Annotated in this window: 18 protein-coding genes; 16 read left to right on the forward strand and 2 right to left on the reverse strand. The window is 58.8% G+C overall.

Annotation, left to right across the window (positions count from 1 at the left end; genetic code table 11):
* Positions 1-95 precede the first annotated feature (95 nt).
* The 13 genes from tssB to IB252_RS16190 all read left to right on the forward strand — a co-directional run bounded on the left by tssB (position 96) and on the right by IB252_RS16190 (position 14,771).
* Positions 96-644, forward strand: coding sequence for a type VI secretion system contractile sheath small subunit (tssB, locus tag IB252_RS16130; RefSeq protein ID WP_008149836.1), 549 nt, complete (start codon positions 96-98; stop codon positions 642-644).
* A gap of 28 nt (positions 645-672) precedes the next feature.
* The gene (gene tssC / locus IB252_RS16135; RefSeq protein ID WP_111452266.1) at positions 673-2,154 is read left to right on the forward strand and encodes a type VI secretion system contractile sheath large subunit; all 1,482 of its coding nucleotides are present in this window, start codon (positions 673-675) and stop codon (positions 2,152-2,154) included.
* Positions 2,155-2,231: 77 nt separating this feature from the next.
* Complete coding sequence (locus IB252_RS16140) at positions 2,232-2,729, forward strand: Hcp family type VI secretion system effector (RefSeq protein WP_111452265.1); 498 nt, start codon at positions 2,232-2,234, stop codon at positions 2,727-2,729.
* Between the two features lie 15 nt (positions 2,730-2,744).
* Positions 2,745-3,188 (forward strand): type VI secretion system baseplate subunit TssE, encoded by a 444-nt coding sequence (tssE, locus tag IB252_RS16145; protein WP_192409507.1) that lies wholly within the window; start codon positions 2,745-2,747, stop codon positions 3,186-3,188.
* Positions 3,172-4,965, forward strand: coding sequence for a type VI secretion system baseplate subunit TssF (gene tssF / locus IB252_RS16150; RefSeq protein WP_192409508.1), 1,794 nt, complete (start codon positions 3,172-3,174; stop codon positions 4,963-4,965). Before tssE ends, tssF begins: the two co-directional genes overlap by 17 nt.
* Complete coding sequence (tssG, locus tag IB252_RS16155) at positions 4,929-5,954, forward strand: type VI secretion system baseplate subunit TssG (RefSeq protein ID WP_192409509.1); 1,026 nt, start codon at positions 4,929-4,931, stop codon at positions 5,952-5,954. Before tssF ends, tssG begins: the two co-directional genes overlap by 37 nt.
* Before the next feature lie 2 nt (positions 5,955-5,956).
* The gene (tssH, locus tag IB252_RS16160) at positions 5,957-8,500 is read left to right on the forward strand and encodes a type VI secretion system ATPase TssH (RefSeq protein ID WP_192409510.1); all 2,544 of its coding nucleotides are present in this window, start codon (positions 5,957-5,959) and stop codon (positions 8,498-8,500) included.
* Between the two features lie 37 nt (positions 8,501-8,537).
* Entirely contained in the window at positions 8,538-9,233 is a 696-nt protein-coding gene (locus tag IB252_RS16165; protein WP_192409511.1) for a hypothetical protein, read from the forward strand.
* A gap of 79 nt (positions 9,234-9,312) precedes the next feature.
* Entirely contained in the window at positions 9,313-10,122 is an 810-nt protein-coding gene (locus tag IB252_RS16170; protein ID WP_192409512.1) for a hypothetical protein, read from the forward strand.
* A gap of 61 nt (positions 10,123-10,183) precedes the next feature.
* A complete protein-coding gene (locus tag IB252_RS16175; protein WP_192409513.1) occupies positions 10,184-11,098 on the forward strand; it encodes an endonuclease/exonuclease/phosphatase family protein in 915 nt (304 codons plus the stop codon).
* 81 nt (positions 11,099-11,179) lie between these two features.
* Complete coding sequence (locus tag IB252_RS16180; protein ID WP_192409514.1) at positions 11,180-12,178, forward strand: hypothetical protein; 999 nt, start codon at positions 11,180-11,182, stop codon at positions 12,176-12,178.
* Positions 12,179-12,205: 27 nt separating this feature from the next.
* The gene (gene tssI, locus IB252_RS16185) at positions 12,206-14,215 is read left to right on the forward strand and encodes a type VI secretion system tip protein VgrG (RefSeq protein WP_192409515.1); all 2,010 of its coding nucleotides are present in this window, start codon (positions 12,206-12,208) and stop codon (positions 14,213-14,215) included.
* A gap of 13 nt (positions 14,216-14,228) precedes the next feature.
* Positions 14,229-14,771: a toxin-antitoxin system YwqK family antitoxin gene (locus IB252_RS16190; protein ID WP_192409516.1), complete on the forward strand. Its 543-nt coding sequence runs from the start codon at positions 14,229-14,231 to the stop codon at positions 14,769-14,771.
* 141 nt (positions 14,772-14,912) lie between these two features.
* Here IB252_RS16190 and IB252_RS16195 read toward each other — a convergent pair whose 3' ends face one another.
* Entirely contained in the window at positions 14,913-15,305 is a 393-nt protein-coding gene (locus tag IB252_RS16195; RefSeq protein ID WP_192409517.1) for a DUF4280 domain-containing protein, read from the reverse strand.
* A gap of 189 nt (positions 15,306-15,494) precedes the next feature.
* Here IB252_RS16195 and IB252_RS16200 point away from each other — a divergent pair, with 189 nt between their 5' ends.
* From IB252_RS16200 to IB252_RS16210, 3 genes are all read left to right on the forward strand, one after another.
* Positions 15,495-16,562, forward strand: a complete 1,068-nt coding sequence (locus tag IB252_RS16200; protein ID WP_192409518.1) for a phosphotransferase family protein — start codon at positions 15,495-15,497, stop codon at positions 16,560-16,562.
* 34 nt (positions 16,563-16,596) lie between these two features.
* Positions 16,597-17,364, forward strand: coding sequence for an SDR family oxidoreductase (locus tag IB252_RS16205; RefSeq protein ID WP_008149805.1), 768 nt, complete (start codon positions 16,597-16,599; stop codon positions 17,362-17,364).
* 181 nt (positions 17,365-17,545) lie between these two features.
* Positions 17,546-18,661 carry a Gfo/Idh/MocA family protein gene (locus tag IB252_RS16210; RefSeq protein ID WP_192409519.1) on the forward strand — a complete coding sequence of 372 codons (1,116 nt, stop codon included), beginning with the start codon at positions 17,546-17,548 and terminating at the stop codon, positions 18,659-18,661.
* A 413-nt stretch (positions 18,662-19,074) separates the two neighbouring features.
* Here the strand turns inward: IB252_RS16210 and IB252_RS16215 are convergent, their stop codons facing one another.
* Positions 19,075-19,323: a DUF1652 domain-containing protein gene (locus IB252_RS16215; protein ID WP_192409520.1), complete on the reverse strand. Its 249-nt coding sequence runs from the start codon at positions 19,321-19,323 to the stop codon at positions 19,075-19,077.
* Between the last annotated feature and the right edge of the window lie 75 nt (positions 19,324-19,398).

Genomic DNA, 19,398 nt, shown 5'->3' on the forward strand with positions numbered 1-19,398 from the left:
ATCTGCCACCCTTTCTAACCTACGGTCCAGCAAGGGAAAGCGATGAACGGGCCTCCCGATGCATTGCGCCCGCTCATGCATCGGAGTCAGCCAACATGGCAGAAAGTACTCAGCACAAGCTCGACAGGGTCCGCCCGCCCAGGGTGCAAATCACTTACGACGTCGAAATCGGCAACGCCATCGAGAAAAAAGAGCTGCCGTTGGTCGTCGGCATTCTCGCCGACCTTTCCGGCAAGCCCCTCGAGCCACTCGCGAAACTGAATGAACGGCGCTTCACCGAAATCGACCGCGACAACTTCAACGAAGTGCTCGCCTCGATCGCGCCCCGCGCCACCTTGCAGGTCACCAACACCCTCAGCGGCGACGACAGCAAGCTCAACATCGAGCTCAACTTCAAACACATCGACGACTTCGACCCGGTCAAGGTGGTCGAGCAAGTGACCCCGCTACGGCGCCTGTTCGAAGCCCGCCAGCGTCTGCGTGACCTGTTGACCAAGCTCGATGGCAACGATGACCTGGACAAGCTGTTGCGCGATGTCATCGCCAATACCGAGGGCCTGCAAGAGATCAAGTCTGCGCGTCCGGAAACCGCTGCCGCTGCTCCCGCAGGCGACACCGAAGCCCCGGCAGAACCGCAAGCCTGATCACTCATTCACTTAGGGAGATGTCGCCATGCCCGCTTCAGCCGCCGCCAAAACCAGTGAAAGCACCACGCAAAGTCTGTCCCTGCTAGACCGCATCATCGCCGAAGGCCGCATGGCCCATGACGACAGCCAACAGGATTACGCCCGCGACATGCTCGCGGAATTCGCCACCCAGGTTCTCGACGAAGGCATGGCCATCGACAAGGACACCGTGGCGATGATCAACGACCGTATCAGCCAGATCGACGAGCTGATCAGCGCCCAGCTCAACGAGGTGTTGCACCATCCAGACCTGCAAAAACTCGAGGCCTCCTGGCGTGGCCTGCACCTGCTGGTGCAGAACACCGAAACCAGTTCCCGGCTGAAGCTGCGCCTGCTCAACGTGACGCAGAAAGAGCTGCAAAACGATCTGGAAAAAGCCGTCGAGTTCGATCAGAGCGCGCTGTTCAAAAAAATCTACGAAGAAGAATATGGCACCTTCGGTGGCCACCCGTTCAGCTTGCTGGTGGGTGATTACACCTTTGGCCGGCACCCGCAGGACATTGGCCTGCTGGAAAAACTGTCGAACGTCGCCGCTGCCGCCCATGCACCGTTCATTGCTGCCGCCAGCCCGAGGTTGTTCGACATGAACAGCTTCACCGAACTGGCCGTGCCACGCGATCTGTCGAAAGTCTTCGAGAGTCAGGAGCTGATCAAATGGCGCTCCTTCCGCGAAAGCGAAGATTCGCGCTACGTCTCGCTGGTGCTGCCGCATTTCCTGCTGCGCCTGCCTTACGGCCCGGAAACCTCGCCGGTGGAAGGCATCAATTACGTCGAAGACGTCAACGGCAGCGACCACGGCAAGTACCTGTGGGGTAACGCCGCCTGGGCCTTGTCGCAACGCATCACCGAGGCCTTCGCCAAGTACGGCTGGTGCGCGGCAATTCGCGGTGCCGAAGGCGGTGGCGCGGTCGAAGGCCTGCCGGCCCATACCTTCCGCACCAGTTCAGGTGACTTGTCACTCAAATGTCCGACCGAAGTGGCGATCACCGACCGCCGGGAAAAAGAGCTCAACGACCTCGGCTTCATCGCCCTGTGCCACAAGAAAAACAGCGACGTGGCGGTGTTCTTCGGTGGCCAGACCACCAACAAGTCCAAGCTTTACAACACCAACGAGGCCAACGCCAACGCACGGATTTCCGCGATGTTGCCGTACGTGCTCGCCGCCTCGCGTTTCGCGCACTACTTGAAGGTGATCATGCGCGACAAGGTCGGCAGCTTCATGACCCGCGACAACGTGCAGACCTACCTCAACAACTGGATCGCCGACTACGTGCTGATCAACGACAACGCGCCGCAAGAGATCAAGGCGCAGTACCCGTTGCGTGAAGCCCGGGTAGATGTGACCGAGGTTGCCGGAAAACCGGGCGCCTACAGGGCCACGGTGTTCCTGCGGCCGCACTTCCAGCTCGAAGAGCTGACTGCGTCGATCCGCCTGGTCGCCACCCTGCCGCCACCGGTAGCCGCCTGACCTGCCTCTCTCCCGCCGGCCAACCCGGCGGGAGTTCTCCGTTTATCTAGCGCGATAACCTTCAGGAGTTTCATGCGATGGATGCAATCATTCTCGACCTCGGCGGCGACATCAAAGGCGACAGTCTGCTCGAGGGCTACGCGGACAAAATCGAAGTCATGTCCTACAGCCACAACGTGGCCATGCAGGTAACCAACGACGTCAGCAACTCGGAACGGACCTCCGGCAAGCCACACATCGGCGAGTTCACCCTGACCAAATTCGTCGACAGCTCCACCCCATCCCTCAACGAGTATTGCTGCGCCGGCAAACCGATCCCTGAAGCCAAGATCACCATCGGCCGCAACGCCGCCGAAGGCAGTGGGAAGCTGATGCCGTTCATCATTTACACCCTGACTAATGTCGTGCTGTCGAACGTCAGTGTCAGCGGCGGTACGGGTGGTAAACCGGTGGAAACCCTTTCCCTGAACTTCACCAAGATCAAATGGGAACTCACTGCCCAGAAAGACGACGGTACCAAGGAAGGTACGGCCGCCTCGACCTGGGACATGGCTGCCAACAAGCTCGTCAAGTAAGCGGACGCGTCGGCCATGGCAGGCACCGGCATGCTCCCTCCTTTGTTCGAGCGACTCGCCTCAAGCGAGGTCGACACTGTGCAGGTGTTCGACCGCCAGGGGTTGCTCGACTCGGTCCGCACGGAGTTGCTGCGCTTGTTCAACACCCGGCGCGGCCGACGCCCGCTGACCTCCCCACCGAGCATTCTCGACTACGGCATCGCTGACTGGACTGCATTGCAACAGCAGCGCAGCGATGACCGCCGTCAGTTGGCGCGGGAAGTGCGCGAGGCCATCAACCATTTCGAACCGCGCCTGCGCCTGGGCGAGGTTCAGGTCGATCCGGTGCCCGGTCATCCGCAGCAACTGTGCATTCGCCTGGTCGGTGAGTTGCGCAGTGGCCAGCAGCACTGGCCCGTGGCATTTGTCATCGAGAGGGCCAGCGATGGCCTTGAGGTGCGTCATGAGCGACTCGATTGACCCGCAACTGCTCGACTACTACCAGCGCGAACTGACCTGGCTGCGCCACGCCGGCAGCATTTTCGCCGAGCGTTATCCCAAGGTCGCCCGGCGCCTGGAACTGTCACCCGGCGAATGCCCCGACCCGCATGTCGAACGGCTGCTGGAAGGTTTTGCGCTGCTGGCGGCGCGCCTGCAACGGCGGCTCGATGACGACTACGCCGAATTCAGCGACGCCTTGCTGGAACAACTTTACCCCTTGGCCATGCGCCCGCTGCCGTCCTGCGCGATCGTGCAGTTCGAACCGGACCCGAGCAAAGGCAATCTGGCTGGCGGCTATCCATTGCCACGGGACACACCGTTATTTGTCACAACCAGCAAGGGCGAAAGCATCCACTTTCGCACCAGTGCAGCCGTTCGATTGTGGCCGGTGGAAATCAACGAAGCGATGCTGCTTGGCAGCGACGAAGCTCAAGCCCTGACCGGTGTGCCCCAGGCCCGTTCGGCGTTGCGCCTGAGTCTGCGTTGCCTGGGTGAAAGCCAATGGTCGGAGCTGAGCATCCAGCATCTGCGCATCCACCTGGCCGCGTCCCCGGTGATTAATGCCTGCCTGTATGACTTGCTCGGCGCCCACGCCGTGAAGGTGTTGGCCGGGCCGGCGGGAAGCGTGCCTTCGGTGTTGGCAGGGCTGCCTGAGATCGTCGGGTTTGCCAGCGACGAAGTCCTGCTGCCCGACGAGGACGGCGTGCATCCCGGCATGCGCCTGCTCGCCGAGTACTTTGCCTTCCCGGACAAATTCAACTTCTTTGACCTGCCACTGGCCGGCGCCAGCAGCGACAGCCAGACGCTGTTTCTGTACATCGTCTTCGACCGCCCGCCGACCAGTCGCATGCACCTTCAGGCCAGCGACATCGCCCTCGGTTGCGCGCCGGTGATCAACCTGTTCCCGCGCACCTCCGAACCCCTGCGTCCAGATGGCACCCGCAGCGAGTACCGCCTGGTGGCCGACAGTCACCGGGAGAACAGCGTCGAGATCCATAGCATCCGCGCGGTGCGCGCCACCACCCGCCAAGGCGTGCAAAGGGTGCCGGCCTATTACGGCAGCCAGCATGTTGGCGGCGATAAACAGTGCTACTGGCATGCACGACGGGTCAGCGGCATGACCCCGAATCGGCTGGGCACCGACGTATTGGTGAGTCTGGTGGACACCCGGCTCGACCCGCTTTCCGAGGCCGTCGAATACAGCCTCACCGCCGAGTTGCTGTGCACCAATCGACACTTGGCCCAGAGCCTTGCGGCAGGTACGCCGTTGGGTTTTGAGCGACCGGGGCCGGTGGCCTGGGCACGCCTGCGCAACCCGCCGAGCCCGCAAAGTTTGCCGCGACTGGAGGGTGAATCGCGCTGGCGGCTGGTGTCGCAACTGACCCTCAATCATTTGTCGCTGGTCGAAGGACCGCAGGCGCTGGATGCGCTCAAGGAAATTCTCCAGCTGCACAACCTGCGTGACGAGGCCAGCGCCTTGCGGCAGATCGAGGGTTTGCTGAGCCTTGGCTGCGAGCGAGTGATCGGCCATGTCGGCGAAGACGCCTGGCGCGGTTGGCGCAATGGGTTGGAAGTGAGTTTGCAACTTGATTCGCAGCATTTTGTCGGCAGCAGCGCGGTGTTGTTTTCGGGCGTGCTGGCGCAATTCTTTTCACTGTATGCCACGGCCAATCGCTTCGTGCGCACGGTCCTGGTCCAGTCAGACAAGGAGGTGAAAACATGGCAACCCCAAGCCGGCATGCCGCTCTCCCTCTAAACCTGAGTGAAAAACTACGACGCGATCCGCAAGCGTTTGAACTGTTGCAGGCGCTCTTGCTGCTGGAGCGTGAACATCCGCAAGCCGAATCCCTCGGTAGCGGCACCTCACCCCAGGCGGAAGCCATTCGCCTGCGCGGGCCGTTGACGCCGTTGTTTGCCGCCAGCGAAATCGAAAGCCTGACCCAGCAACCCGGCGAGCAACCGACCCTCAGCACACCGGTGTTCGGCCTCGGTGGCCCTGACGGTCCCCTGCCCTACGCCTATCAGGAATGGCTGCAACAACGGGCTCGAGCCAAGGATCATGCACCGGCCGAGTTCCTCGACCTGTTCCAGCATCGCTTGCTGAGCCTGTTGTACAAGGTGATGCGCAAACACCGGATTGCCGTGGGGTTCACCGTCCCCGGCGCCTCGGCGGTTCAGGCTCAGTTGAGGGCGCTGACCGGGTTGTTGCCCAAATCCTTGCAAGAACGCCAAGCCGTGCCCGACTCTGCCGTGCTGGCGTGTAGCGCGCTGTTCGCCGACGGGCGCCGCTCCCTCGCGGGTTTCGCTGCCATCGTGCGCGAACACTTCGAACTGCCGGTGGAACTCAGCGCCTACGAAGGCGCCTGGCGCGAGATCCCGCCCGCCAGCCGCAGCCGCATGATCCCGGGCGGGCGCAACCTGCAACTGGGCCGCACAGCCGTGGCCGGCACTCGGGTCTGGGATGAGCATGCCGGCTATCGCCTGACCCTTGGCCCGTTGACCTCGGCCCAGGCTGCGCGATTTTTACCGGATGGCGAATCGCACCCGGCGCTGGCCAGCCTTAGCGCGCTGTATTTCGGCCCGGATCTGGATTGCACTCTGGTGTTGCTGGTGCGCGGCGCAGGCCCGATGAAACTCGGTCGCGAGGCGCCGCCGCTGCTCAGCTGGAACGGCGGTTTGCAACGTCAGACCAGCCTTGCCGTGCAACGCATCGAAACCCGTCTTCGTCAGCTGGAGATTACCTGAACATGGAACTGGCCAGTCTGATCGGACGCCTCAACCCGGACAATCGCCGCGCCCTGGAACGGGCAGCGCAACGCTGTCTGCAACGGGGTCATCACTATGTCGAAATCGAGCATTTGTTGCTGGAGTTGCTGGACATCGAGGGCGGTGACTTTGCCTATCTGCTGCCACGCTTCGGCCTGGAGCGCGACGCCCTGACCGCAGAAATCAACAAGGCCCTGGAGTTGTTCAAATCCGGCAGCACCCGCACTCCGGCGCTGTCGACGCACACCACCGGGCTGCTGGAAGATGCGGTGGTCCAGGCCAGCGTACTGGGGTTGGACAGCATTCGCTCGGGCTTGTTGCTACTCGCTTTGATCGACCGCGATGAACGCCGCAGCCTGCTGCTCAACAGTGCTTCATCGCTGTTGAAGATTCCCCGGGAGGCGTTGCGCAGCAACCTGCTGGAATGGACCGAAAGCTCTCGCGAGCACGTCGGCGGCACGCGTCCTGTCGTGGCTGGCCATTCAGCGCCAAAACAGGATTCAGTACTCGATCAGTACACTCAGGACCTGACTGCCGATGCCCACGCCGGGCGTATCGACCCTATCGTCGGGCGTGATGGCGAGATCCGTCAATGCATCGACATCTTGCTGCGGCGTCGGCAGAACAACCCGATCCTGGTGGGTGCTCCGGGTGTCGGTAAAACCGCCGTGGTCGAAGGCCTGGCCCTGCGCATCGCCGCCGCAGACGTGCCGCCGTCGTTGCAGGAAGTCAGCCTGCGGGTACTCGACCTCGGGCTGTTGCAGGCCGGTGCCGGGGTCAAGGGCGAGTTCGAACAGCGACTCAAAGGCGTGATCGACGCCGTGCGTAGCGCGGAAAAACCGATCATTTTGTTTATCGACGAAGCCCACACCCTGATCGGCGCCGGTGGCGCAGAAGGTGGCAGCGACGCGGCCAACCTGCTGAAACCGGCTCTGGCCCGCGGCGAGTTGCGCACCCTGGCCGCCACCACGTGGCTGGAGTACAAAAAATACTTCGAAAAAGACCCGGCCCTCGCCCGGCGTTTTCAGCTGGTACAAGTCGAGGAACCGGATGAAATCACCGCCGTGGAAATGCTCCGTGGCGTTGCCGCCAAACTGGAGCAGCATCACGGTGTGCAAGTGCTGGACGCCGCGATTCATGAAGCGGTGAAACTGTCCCATCGCTACATTTCCGGACGCCAGTTGCCAGACAAGGCCATCAGCGTGCTCGACACCGCGTGCGCCCGGGTTGCCCTTGGCCAGCACGACGTGCCGCCGCCGTTGGAAAGCCTGCGTCATCGCCAGAACAGCCTCAAGGATGAAGTCGAACGCCTGCGTCGTGAACAAGCCACCGGGCTCGATCACCGTGAACGCATCACCCTGCTGGAAACCGAATCCGTCGCCAATGTGCAGGCCATTCGCGAACTGGAAGTGCGCTGGAATGAAGAACGGGTCGCCGTGCGCGAACTGCTGGAAACCCGCCGCGAGTTGCTCGCCTTGAGCGAACGCGCCGACAGCGACAAACCGGACGAAGGCACCGACAGCCGCATCGATCATCTGGCCGCCGAACTGGTGCGGCTGGAAGCCGGACTCGATGCGATTCGCCAGGACGACCCACTGGTGCCGGAACAGGTCGACACCAAAACCGTTGCCGCCGTGATCGCCGGCTGGACCGGCATCCCGGTGGGCAAAATGCTCGCCGACGAAGCTCACGCCGTGCGCACCCTCGGCCAGCGTATGGGCCAACGGGTGATGGGCCAAAGCATCGCGCTGGGCACCATCGCCCAGCGCTTGCAAGCCTACCGCGCCGGCCTCACCGACCCGCAGAAACCGGTCGGCGTGTTCCTGCTGGTCGGCCCCACGGGCGTCGGCAAAACCGAAACCGCTTACGCCTTGGCCGATGCGTTATATGGCGGCGAACGCAACCTGATCAGCATCAACCTTTCCGAGTACCAGGAAGCCCACACCGTCAGCCAACTCAAAGGCGCCCCACCCGGCTACGTCGGTTATGGCAGCGGTGGCGTGCTGACCGAAGCGGTGCGGCGCAAACCCTATTCGGTGGTGCTGCTCGACGAAATCGAAAAGGCCCACCCGGATGTACTCGAAGCCTTCTACAACGTCTTCGACAAAGGCGTCATGGAAGACGGAACCGGGTTGGTGGTGGATTTCAAAAACACCGTGATGCTCGCCACCAGTAACGTTGGGGCTGAGTTGTTGCTTGATACGCCGGTGGCGCAACTGGGTACCGATGCGTTTAACGAAGCGCTGCATAAAGTGCTGCTGCAAGCGTTTCGACCGGCGTTTCTCGCTCGCATGACGGTGGTGGCGTATCGACCGCTGGATGAGGCGACGCTGGAAGGAATTGTGTTGGCGAAGCTGGAGAAATTGCGTGGCCGGTATAAAGCGGCGACGGGCAAACAGTTCGAGTTTGATGCCGGGATTGTGCAGGCGGTGTTGGCCAAGTGCAGTGCCGCGGGTGCACGGGATGTTGAAAATGTGTTGATGACCCAGGTGACGGGGAAGTTGGCGGAGTGGGTGTTGGAGTGAACACTGGCGCAGACACACTGGAAAAAAGGAGCATCCCATGCCGTTAGGTCACTGGGGGAAAAATCTAAAAAGAAAAAATTTCAGCGAAGTAACCTATCTCGGCGTTTATTCCTTGCTGATGTTTTGGTGCATGAAAAATGACAATTACAGTTTTGACAGCGTTGAAACCAAAGCGGACTTTGCTGCACTGAAAGATCCGGAGCGCAAGCTTCTGGAAACCGAATACCTGGCGCAAACCATGGGCAATTGCGGCGCGCTGGCTAACTATTTCCTGGAATACGGTGAAAAGCTGGCCTCTGTCAAAACCTCGCTCAAACATATTACCGACACGTTCGAGAGCAACCCATGCGGTGTTTTCCGGGTTTCCGTCGGCCAGTCACATACCTTTATAGGCATCAAAAGCACCGATCCTTCTTGCCCTATAGAACTGCTTCAAGCCTGGGAAAACGAATACACGATTGATGACTGGCTGAGCCGCAATGACAACGTGTTTGCTGTGCCGGAGTTTCTTGAATTGCTGGAAAATCTTTCTGACGTGGCTACTTATAAGGCAGCGTCTGACAGGCTGTTTAAAACAAAAAATAAAGGCGGCGTCACCCACCAAGTAAAAATCACGTCATTTGCCTTCAAAAAATTTGAAACTGTCGAGGCATTGAATGGTTTTTTCACGCTGGAAACCACACCACCAGATCATGTAGCGCTAAAAGCGGGCAAGTATGAATGGGATGCCTGATGACGGGTGCGGATGTAAAAAGTCGAGTGACCGAACATGGGCTCAACCTCAATGACGTGGATGATGAAAGGAAGCAATCATGCCTAACCTGCTCGATGAAGCCGCACAAACTGCCCTGGCCATCCTGTACACCTACCATCATGTCGATGTCCGGGTCGAGGCCCCTACCAAAGCGACTGTCCAGGCAACTGCGGATCAATTGCGAGCCAATCATCAAGGGGCCGGCAAACCCAATGCTCCGAAAGCCCTGGCAATGGCCCAGGCCAGCGCTGTCGCGACCATCAAACACGAAATCACCACATTGAAACGCGATCGAGGGGATGCGGTGGTGGCTCATGTATCCGACAACTTGCTGCTTTACAAAGGATCGGAAATTGATCTTGATACGGTTGCCATCACCGCACAGGGCACCACCCTCTACATGGCCTGCAACTTCAAAGTTCGCAGAAACAGACCCTCAGACCAACTCGGTTCGATAGGCAACTTCGACTATTTCAGGTTCAACAAAGTTGATCCGGCGGTGTTTGGCTCCATTGCCGGTGACATCTGGAAAATGCTGGACGAACAACCGAGAGAACCCATGGGCGAGTCCCGGGCAAGGCACATGACCTCCATTGAGTTCATCAGCACCATAGAGGACGCTACCGATGCTTATCAGTCAGCCGCCCCTCACGCTGAAATGCAGATAATCAGTTACCTTTACCGGCAGAACCTGAGCTTCATGGACTTGTACATGGGCGTCTCAAAACAGTGTTGTAAAAAATGCGCCATTATCCTCGACGCCTTGACCGTTAAGTACAATGCCCAACACGACAACACCGTAAAAAACTGGTTTCACCCCAAAGCGCTCAGCACCACCAGTGTTATGGCGGCACCGCGCTGGACCTGATGCCCGGCGCGAAATCCGACATGCACGTTAGATCAACAAGCTCTATAAGAAGGAGCGTTGCATGTATTCAATCATGATCTGGAACGCCCAGCACTTTGATCATCAGAAGGCAAAGCTTTCCAGTGCCTACACCGACAAGAAAAAGTTTCTTGATTATTACATCGCACAGAAAAAGCCCGACATTATTGCCCTGCTCGAAGTTGGAAAGACCGGAACAGTCAACGAGAGCCTCATCAGCGACTTGATGGACAGTTACACACCCGTCGCCTTGCTGGAACAGGAAGGTGGAAAAAAGAAACATACGACACTGGGCTCAATGGTGCTGATTCGTAATGCTATCGCCTCGGAGTTCGACGATGTGACTGGGCGCTACATTCTTTCACATACGGAACAACGAGCGCCGCTGATCATTCGGCACAAGAAGACCACTTATGGCTTTGCTTTTTATCACGCCAACGCCTCCTTCATGGCACCCGGAAATATTGTTGACACGGTGGGTTTCATCGAAAGCAATGCGGAAAATCTTGGAATAAAGGAATTGCTGTTTTTTGGCGGCGATTTAAATGTGATTGCTTCAGAGGCATCAAACGACATACTCGGCATGACCAAATTATTGCCAAGTGGCGCCGGATTCACTCACGTGAGTGTGCGTAACGTCACGCTGCAAAAAGCAACTAACGAACTTCGAGACCTGCACGAAAGAGGGCTATATAGAAACAATACGCCACAGGTGTACTTGCAAGAATACATGATAAATCAGGGCATCGAAAAATGTGAACTGCAACCGATCCTGTTATTGCTTGATTATGCCTATGTGCGTCATCCGGACGCCTGGAAAGCCGTGTGCGAAGGCAGTTTGCATGTTGACAGCGACAGCGACGGCAATGCAGTTGATGTCGTGCCACTTTGCGTGGGCCAACCGATCCGAAGCGACCATTTCCCGGTGTTGTTCACCCTCAACGCCTCACTCGGATGAGTGCCCGCCGATTGTGTAGCCAGGACAGCGATGTCACGGCATGAACCTCACAATAAAGAACACTTAATCAAGGAGCACGGAATGAACACACTATCGGCGACTAACCCATCTCACCTGTGTATCCTCAGTTCGGTGCTGACCGTCATTGGCAAGAACATAGACTCCACGGGAGAGGAAATTACCGAGATCCAGGCCTATACGAGCACCCGCGGCAATATCATCTACGTGAGCGGTAACCCAGGCGAATCAAAATACGTGCACCTGGCCTGCTGCGTATTGCTGGACACAATAAAATCTGGCCCCGTGAATGTTAAAACAATCATGGAAGCGACACGCTTGCTGCATATTATGTTTTCAAGAGACACCGACAAAGCCATCTCTAAAATCCCCAGATACAGCGAAGAAAATAAATGGCTGCAATCCTCACGTAATGGCAACCTCAATGGCGACTGGACGACCCCTCAAGATATAAAGGCAATAAAAGCCCGATTGATGCCAGGGTCCGTAGCCCCACCTAAAAAGCCCGGCAAAGCAAAAGGCGCGCCCGCCACTGATACACCGGATGAAAATACGCTTGTGATCAAACTCACGGAAGGCCAAATAGCGGGCGTCATGGCAACCCTCGATAAGTTATCTGATAAAAACTACCCCATTGAACCGATCAAGAAACTCACAACGTTAAAAAAAATCATCACCAACGATGAGTCCGAATCACTTGTCTGCATCTCCAGCACCGCCTCCCATGCAGAGATAACGCTAATGATGGCGGCCATCACAGGCAAGGGCTATGACCTGTCCATAAAGGGCAACCTTGGAGGCAAGAAAAGACCCTGTGTGGCCTGTGAAAGTTGGTTCTCGGAATTCACCGCCGCCACCGGACACGTTTTCAACCCCACCCTGGCCGATGAGCGAGACTTCAGCACGGTCGATTCGGACAATCGCTCACAGGGTTCAGCCCATGACAACTGGGAACCGCCGACCTTTGCCAATCCAGGGAACGACACTGCTTTTAACGCGCTAAAACTTCAATTCGCGACTATTGCTCTAAAGTCAGGGAAGCCGATGTTGGGTTTCAATTAAATCAAAGACTACCAGTGAGCCTGATTAATGCCCCGTACCACCGACAGCAACACCACCCTTTCTCTCACCGCCACCTCGCTGTCGGCGCTTTACCCTGAATCGCTGTCCGGTGAAGAAGCGCTCAATTCACTCGGCTCGCAAACCCTCAACGGCCTCAACGACGGCGCCTCCCTCGCCCTGACCACCGCCGTCGCCACTCACGTCACCACCACCCTGCACAATGATGCTCTGCTCCGCCCGTTCGATGCATTGGTCTCTGAAATCCGCCAGCTCCCCGCCGATGCCACCGCCGAACGTTATCAACTGGTGTTAAGACCATGGCTCTGGTGGCTGACCCTGGCCAGCAACAACCGTGTGTTTCAGAACCTTGCGACCTCGGACATCGTCACCACGATTTTCAAGGCCCATGGTTTTACCGATTTCAAACTGTCCCTGACCGGCAGCTACACCCCGCGCGAGTATTGCGTGCAGTACGGCGAGACCGATTTCGCCTTCGTTTCGCGGTTGCTGGAAGAGGAAGGGATTTTCTGGTTTTTCACCCACGAGGATGGCAAGCACACGCTGGTGCTCGGGGACAGCAACGACGCTTTCCCGCAGATTCCCAACGGGCCGAAGATCACCTATCTCGGTCAGCAACTGGGCGAGCGCGAACTGCACGGCATCCGCTCCGGCCAGGTGTGCATGCAAGCCGTCGCCGGGGTGTATCGGGCGACGGATTATGAGTTCACCACGCCGACCACGTCGCTCTACGGCCAGGCTGAAGCGGTGACCGGACCGCTTTCGATGTACGAGCATCCGGGTGGCTATAACGCCAAGGCTCGCGGCGATGCGCTGACCAAGCAGCGGGTCGATGGGTTGCGCAGTCAGGAGAAGCGTTTTGTCGGTGAAAGCGACTGCCGTTGGCTGGTGCCGGGGCACTGGTTCACCCTTGCTGGGCATGACGACGCGACGTTGAACATCGATTGGGTGGTGACAGCAGTTACCCACGAAGCCAGTCACGAGGATTATCGCAATCGCTTCGAAGCCATACCTAAAGCCACGCCGTTTCGCCCGGCGCGAACCACGCCCAAACCACGGATGCATACGCAAACCGCTATCGTCGTCGGCAAGTCCGGCGAAGAAATCTGGACCGACGAATACGGCCGCATCAAGTTGCAGTTCCCTTGGGACCGCGATGGCAAGAACGATGAAACCAGTTCCTGCTGGGTCCGGGTGGTGCTGCCCTGGAGCGGCAAGGGCTTCGGCATGCAGTTCGTGCCGCGCATCGGCCAGGAAGTGATCGTGACCTTTATCGATGGCGACCCGGACCGGCCGCTGGTGACCGGTTGCGTCTACAACGGTGACAACGCCCTGCCCTATGCGTTGCCGGCGAACCAGACCCAGTCCGGGATCAAGACCCAATCGTCCAAGGGTGGCGGTGGATTCAACGAGTTGCGCTTCGAGGACAAGAAGGACGCCGAAGAGGTTTTTCTCCAGGCGCAGAAGGATTTCAAGATCAACGTACTCAACGACACCGCCGCCACCGTCGGCCACGACGAAACCCTGACGGTGCAGAACGCCCGCACCCGCACGGTGAAAGAAGGCGACGAGACCGTGACCCTGGAGAAAGGCAAGCGCAGCGTGACGATCCAGACCGGCAGCGACAGCCTCGACGTGAAGGACAGCCGCACGGTCACGGTCGGTGCCGACCAGACTCACAGTACCGGCGGCAATTACGCACACAAGGTCACTGGCGATTACAGCCTGACCGTGGACGGCAATCTGACGATCAAGGTGACCGGAACCCTCACGTTGCAAAGTGGCGGCAGTTTTTCAATCAAGAGCGGTGCGGATCTGGCGGCCGAGGCCAGCACGTCAGTCAGTCAAAAGGCTGGAACGTCATTGAGCAATACGGCCGGGACCACGCTGACCAACAAGGCCGGCACCACGCTGACCAACGACGCCGGGGTCAGCCTGATGAACAAGGGCGGTGCCGAGCAGACGGTGGACGGTGGCGGCATGCTGACGATCAAGGGCGGCTTGGTGAAGGTCAACTAGGAGGGTTACGACGATGTCATCCAGCAAAGTGGATCTGGACCGTGGTGACAGTCACATGGACGGCCGCCTGATCGATGACCAACTGGAAGGGCCGCTGCATATCAAGGAAGCCGGTCGGCCCCAGGCGGATCTGAATTACAGCCAGGGTGAATTGCAGGGCACGAGTTTGCTGTATCACCCCAACGGCAAGGTGTCGGCGCAATTGCCCTATGTGCGTGACAAACTGCAGGGGGTCGCCAGTTTTTATGCGCCCCAGGGTTGGCTGCAGCGCAAGGCCAGTTACCGCCGGGGCTTGCTGCATGGGGAGGCCAGTAATTACTTCCCCGACGGGCAACTGGCTGAGGCCGAGTGCTACCGCGACGGTGTACGCGATGGGCGTTATCAGCGTTTTCATCCCAACGGTAAAACCGCGGTCGATGCGCGTTATCTCAATGGACAGTTGGTGGAGCCGGAACAGGGTTTTGCCAGCGATGGGCGACCGCTGGATGCCGAGGGCAAGCCGATTTCTCGGGTGCGCTGGTGGGTTCGACGATGGACGGATCCGGCGCAGGCTTGAGGTTTGGGTTGGATGTGATGGCCTCATCGCGGGCAAGCCTTGCTCCTACAGATTGTGTGTTGCGCACAACATTTGTGATCACACATCACCTGTAGGAGCAAGGCTTGCCCGCGATGAGGCCCGTCGACACCACATCAATTTTCAGGGAATCAGCATCTGCATCTGCCCCGGCATGGCGATTTTGATCACCCCCGCCCAGTTGCACATCAAGATGCTGTTGGCATCCAGGGCCGGCATGTTGCCCAACAAAACCGTTGGCGCACCGGGAAGCCACGGGGAGGCGGTGGCCGGGATGCAGGGCATCGGCGTCAATACGCCAAGCGCTGCGGCGGTGGCGGCCGCGACCATCGGGTTGGCCATGCTCATGCACGTGCCGAACGGCATGACGTTGACCAGCGGGATGTGATCCATGATGTTCGCCGCCGGCATGCCTGCGGTCAGCATGCGATTCACCGGCAGTACGTTGAGCACGGCTGGCGCCGCGCCGAAGCTGCACTGCAGGGTTGCGGTGGCACAGACTTGCGGACAACCCATTTCAAACCTCCTTCCTGGAAGTACCCTCCCCTGAACCATAGTCCGCCGAGGCTGCTTTCGCACATCAGGAACGTTGATTATCCAGCAACACGCTAACCTATAAGACCGTGCCACGCTTGTGGCTCCCCCCGGCGCACCATTAGATTAGCCAATGATGTCTGGCCTCCAAAATAAGCAGAAGGGATAAGCATGGCGCTTACTGACCAGTCCACCCGTATCCGCACCGGCGAAGAGCTCGATGCCAGCCTGATCGATCCGTACCTCAAGGCCCACATTCCGGGCCTGAGTGGTTTGCCGCAGATCAGCCAGTTCCCGGGCGGTGCGTCGAACCTCACCTACTTGCTCGAATACCCCGAACAGGAGTTTGTCCTGCGTCGCCCGCCGTTTGGCCGCAAGGCCAAGTCCGCCCACGACATGGGCCGCGAATTTCGCATCCTCAATCAGCTCCGGGACGGCTTTCCGTACTGCCCGAAAGCCTACGTGCATTGCACCGATGAATCGGTGATCGGCGCCGAGTTCTATGTGATGGAGCGGGTCAAGGGGATCATCCTGCGCTCCGAACTGCCCCCGGAACTGGGTCTGGATTCGGCGAAAACCGAAACGCTGTGCAAGAGCTTCATCGACAAGTTCGTCGAACTGCACCGGGTTGACTACAACGCCTATGGCTTGGGTGACCTCGGCAAACCCGAAGGTTATGTCGCGCGGCAGATCAAAGGCTGGAGCGATCGCTACGAGAAAGCCCTGACCCCGGACGCGCCAAAATGGGAAGCGGTCAAAGCCTGGCTCAACGACAAGATGCCGGCCGATCACCCCACCTCCAGCATCGTCCACAACGACTACCGCTTCGACAATGTGATCCTCGACCCGAACAACCCGATGGACATCATCGGCGTGCTCGACTGGGAACTGACCACCCTCGGCGACCCGCTGATGGACCTGGGCAACACCCTCGCCTACTGGATCGAAGCCGACGACCCGGCACCGGTGCAATTGATGCGCCGCCAACCGAGCCACGCCCCGGGGATGCTGACCCGCCGTGAGTTCGTCGATTACTACGCCGAGCGTTCAGGCATCCAGATCGACAACTTCGACTTCTACTACACCTACGGCCTGTTCCGCCTGGCCGGCATCGTGCAGCAGATTTACTACCGCTTCTTCCATGGTCAGACTCAGGACAAACGCTTCGCACAGTTCATTCACATGAACAAACTGCTGGAGCAGATGAGCCTGCAAGTCATTTCGAAATCCAGCCTCTGATCACGCCACTGGCCCCCAATAACAAGGAAAAACCATGTCCAAGACTCAGTTGTTCGACCTCGACGGCAAAATCGCATTCGTGTCTGGCGCCAGCCGTGGTATCGGTGAAGCCATCGCCAAACTGCTGGCCCAGCAAGGCGCCCACGTCATCGTCTCGAGCCGCAAACTCGACGGCTGCCAGCACGTGGCCGACGCGATCATCGCCGCCGGCGGCAAAGCCACGGCGGTGGCTTGCCACATTGGTGAAATGGAACAGATCAGCCAAGTCTTCGCCGGCATCCGCGAACAGTTCGGGCGCCTGGACATCCTGGTCAACAACGCGGCGACCAACCCACAGTTCTGCAACGTACTGGACACCGACCTCAGCGCGTTCCAGAAAACCGTCGACGTGAATATCCGCGGCTACTTCTTCATGTCTGTGGAAGCCGGCAAGCTGATGCGCGAAAACGGCGGCGGCAGCATCATCAACGTCGCCTCGATCAACGGCATCTCGCCGGGGATCTTCCAGGGCATCTACTCGGTGACCAAAGCGGCGGTCATCAACATGACCAAAGTATTCGCCAAGGAATGCGCGCAGTTCGGCATCCGCTGCAACGCCCTGCTGCCGGGCCTGACCGACACCAAATTTGCTTCGGCGCTGGTAAAAAACGAGGCTATTTTGAACACCGCATTGCAACAGATTCCACTCAAGCGTGTGGCGGACCCGAGTGAGATGGCGGGAGCGGTGTTGTATCTGGCCAGTGATGCGTCGAGTTACACCACTGGGGTTTCGTTGAATGTGGATGGTGGGTTCTTGTCCTGATCCGATTTACCGGATGAACAAAAGACAGCCTTCGGGCTGCCTTCTTTTTTTGCGCTAATGATCGTTCACAGAGCGTGGGAACGAACACGCGAAAGAATATTAATTCCACCATTTGCAAATAAGGAATATTTATTCCATAAATAACCCCTCCTGAAAACAAAATCCCAAAAGGACCCCGGCTATGCGCGAACTCGGTATCGGACTCATCGGCACAGGTTTCATGGGCCGCGCCCATGCCTTGGCGTTTCGCAACGTCAGTGCGGTTTTCGAACTGCCCCTCAAGCTCAAACTCGCCGCCCTGGCCGACGCCGATCCGCAGCGTGCCCGCCACTGCGCCGACGCCTGGGGTTTCGACATCGCGCATAGCGACTGGCAGCAACTGATCGATGACCCCAAGGTCAATCTGATCGCCATCACCACACCCAACCACCTGCATTACCCCATGGCCATGGCCGCCCTCGCCGCCGGCAAGCCGGTGTATTGCGAAAAGCCGTTGGCGGTGAATCTGGAACAGGCCGACGCCATGCGTCTGGCGGCCAAAGCGGCGGGCGTGGTGACGCGGGTGGGTTACAACTATCAGCACAACCCGATGATCGGGCTGGCTCGGGAGCTGATTGAAAACGGCGACTTGGGTCAGATCATCAGTTTCCAGGGCGAATTCAGCGAAGACTTCATGGCCGATCCCGCGTCGCCCTGGTCGTGGCGTTGCGATGCCGATCATGCCGGTGGCGCACTGGCCGATCTGGGCAGTCACTTGTTGGCCATGGCCCGCTATCTGGTGGGCGATGTCGAGGCAGTGAGCGCCGACACCCAGACCGTGCACCGGCAACGTCCCGCCACGGCGGGCAGCCCGGAACAACGCAGTATCGCGGTCGACGATCAGGTCCACGCCTTGTTGCGATTTGCCAACGGCGCCCGTGGCACGTTCAGCAGCAGTTGGCTCAAGCACGGCTACAAGAATCACCTGAGTTTTGAAATCAGCGGCACCCGAGGGACGTTGGTGTTCGATCAGGAGCGCCTGAATGAACTGCGTCTGTTTCGTGCCGGCCAGGACGGTTTCCAACGCTTGCTGGCAGGGCCGAATCTACCGGGTTATGCGGCGTTCAGTCCGGCGGCAGGGCATCAGTTGGGTTACAACGAACTCAAGACGCTGGAAGTCCATGATCTGGTGATGGCGCTGGCAGGCTTGTCTCAGGGTGGAACGGATTTCGAACAGGCGTGGGAAGTCGAACGCCTGGCGACGGCGATCCGGTTGGCAGCGCGGGAGTCGCGTTGGGTTAGGATCGAGGAAGTCTGAGCGAAACGCGCGGATACCCGCCAGCAGCACAGTGCCGCTGGCGGTTCAACGTGAACCGATGGAGGCTTATTGAGTGACGCAACGAGTGAGCGTCGTTTCCCGGGTCACCTGCCCCTCAGCCCTCACATCGCCTTGTACATCAGTATTTTCAGTGGTTTGGCAGGTGCGCACAGGGGGTGGAGGCGGTGCAGCGGGAGGTGGCGGCGGAGGACTCGCACACCCCCCGAGAATCGCCATGCAGAGTGCGAACGACAGTGTTGTAAAAGTGCGTTTCCCAAGACTTTTCATAGATTGACCCGCGGTAAGTGATCGACATATTCCGCGACCCAACGTTCTCACCGCGTATCCGCGGACCGGTCACAGAAAAATACTCTCGTATTCCTTGTACGACCGTCGGCAAAACCTGACAGTTCCTAAGATGTCTCGCGACAACGCAACGTGTTGCTCTCAAGTTCATAACGCAGCTCTTCGATCAACGCTGCCACCGCCTCCGGCGTTCTGAGGTTGGCCACGCTCAACCCACTGACCACCAGATCCACCTGCCCCGACACCGGATGATAGAGCTTCACCGTCAGTGAATGTTCACCCGTAACCTTGCACTCACAGGCCAACGGCGAAAAGCTCCGCTCCAGTTGCATACGCAATTGCGTCACATAATTCATCTGGCAGTTCCTGTCGCTGCTTTGAAAGGACGCGATACCCGAAGACCTGTATCGCACCCTTACAGCCTAAGAACT

The sequence above is a fragment of the Pseudomonas sp. PDM10 genome, assembly GCF_014852295.1.
Classification (GTDB): Bacteria; Pseudomonadota; Gammaproteobacteria; order Pseudomonadales; family Pseudomonadaceae; genus Aquipseudomonas.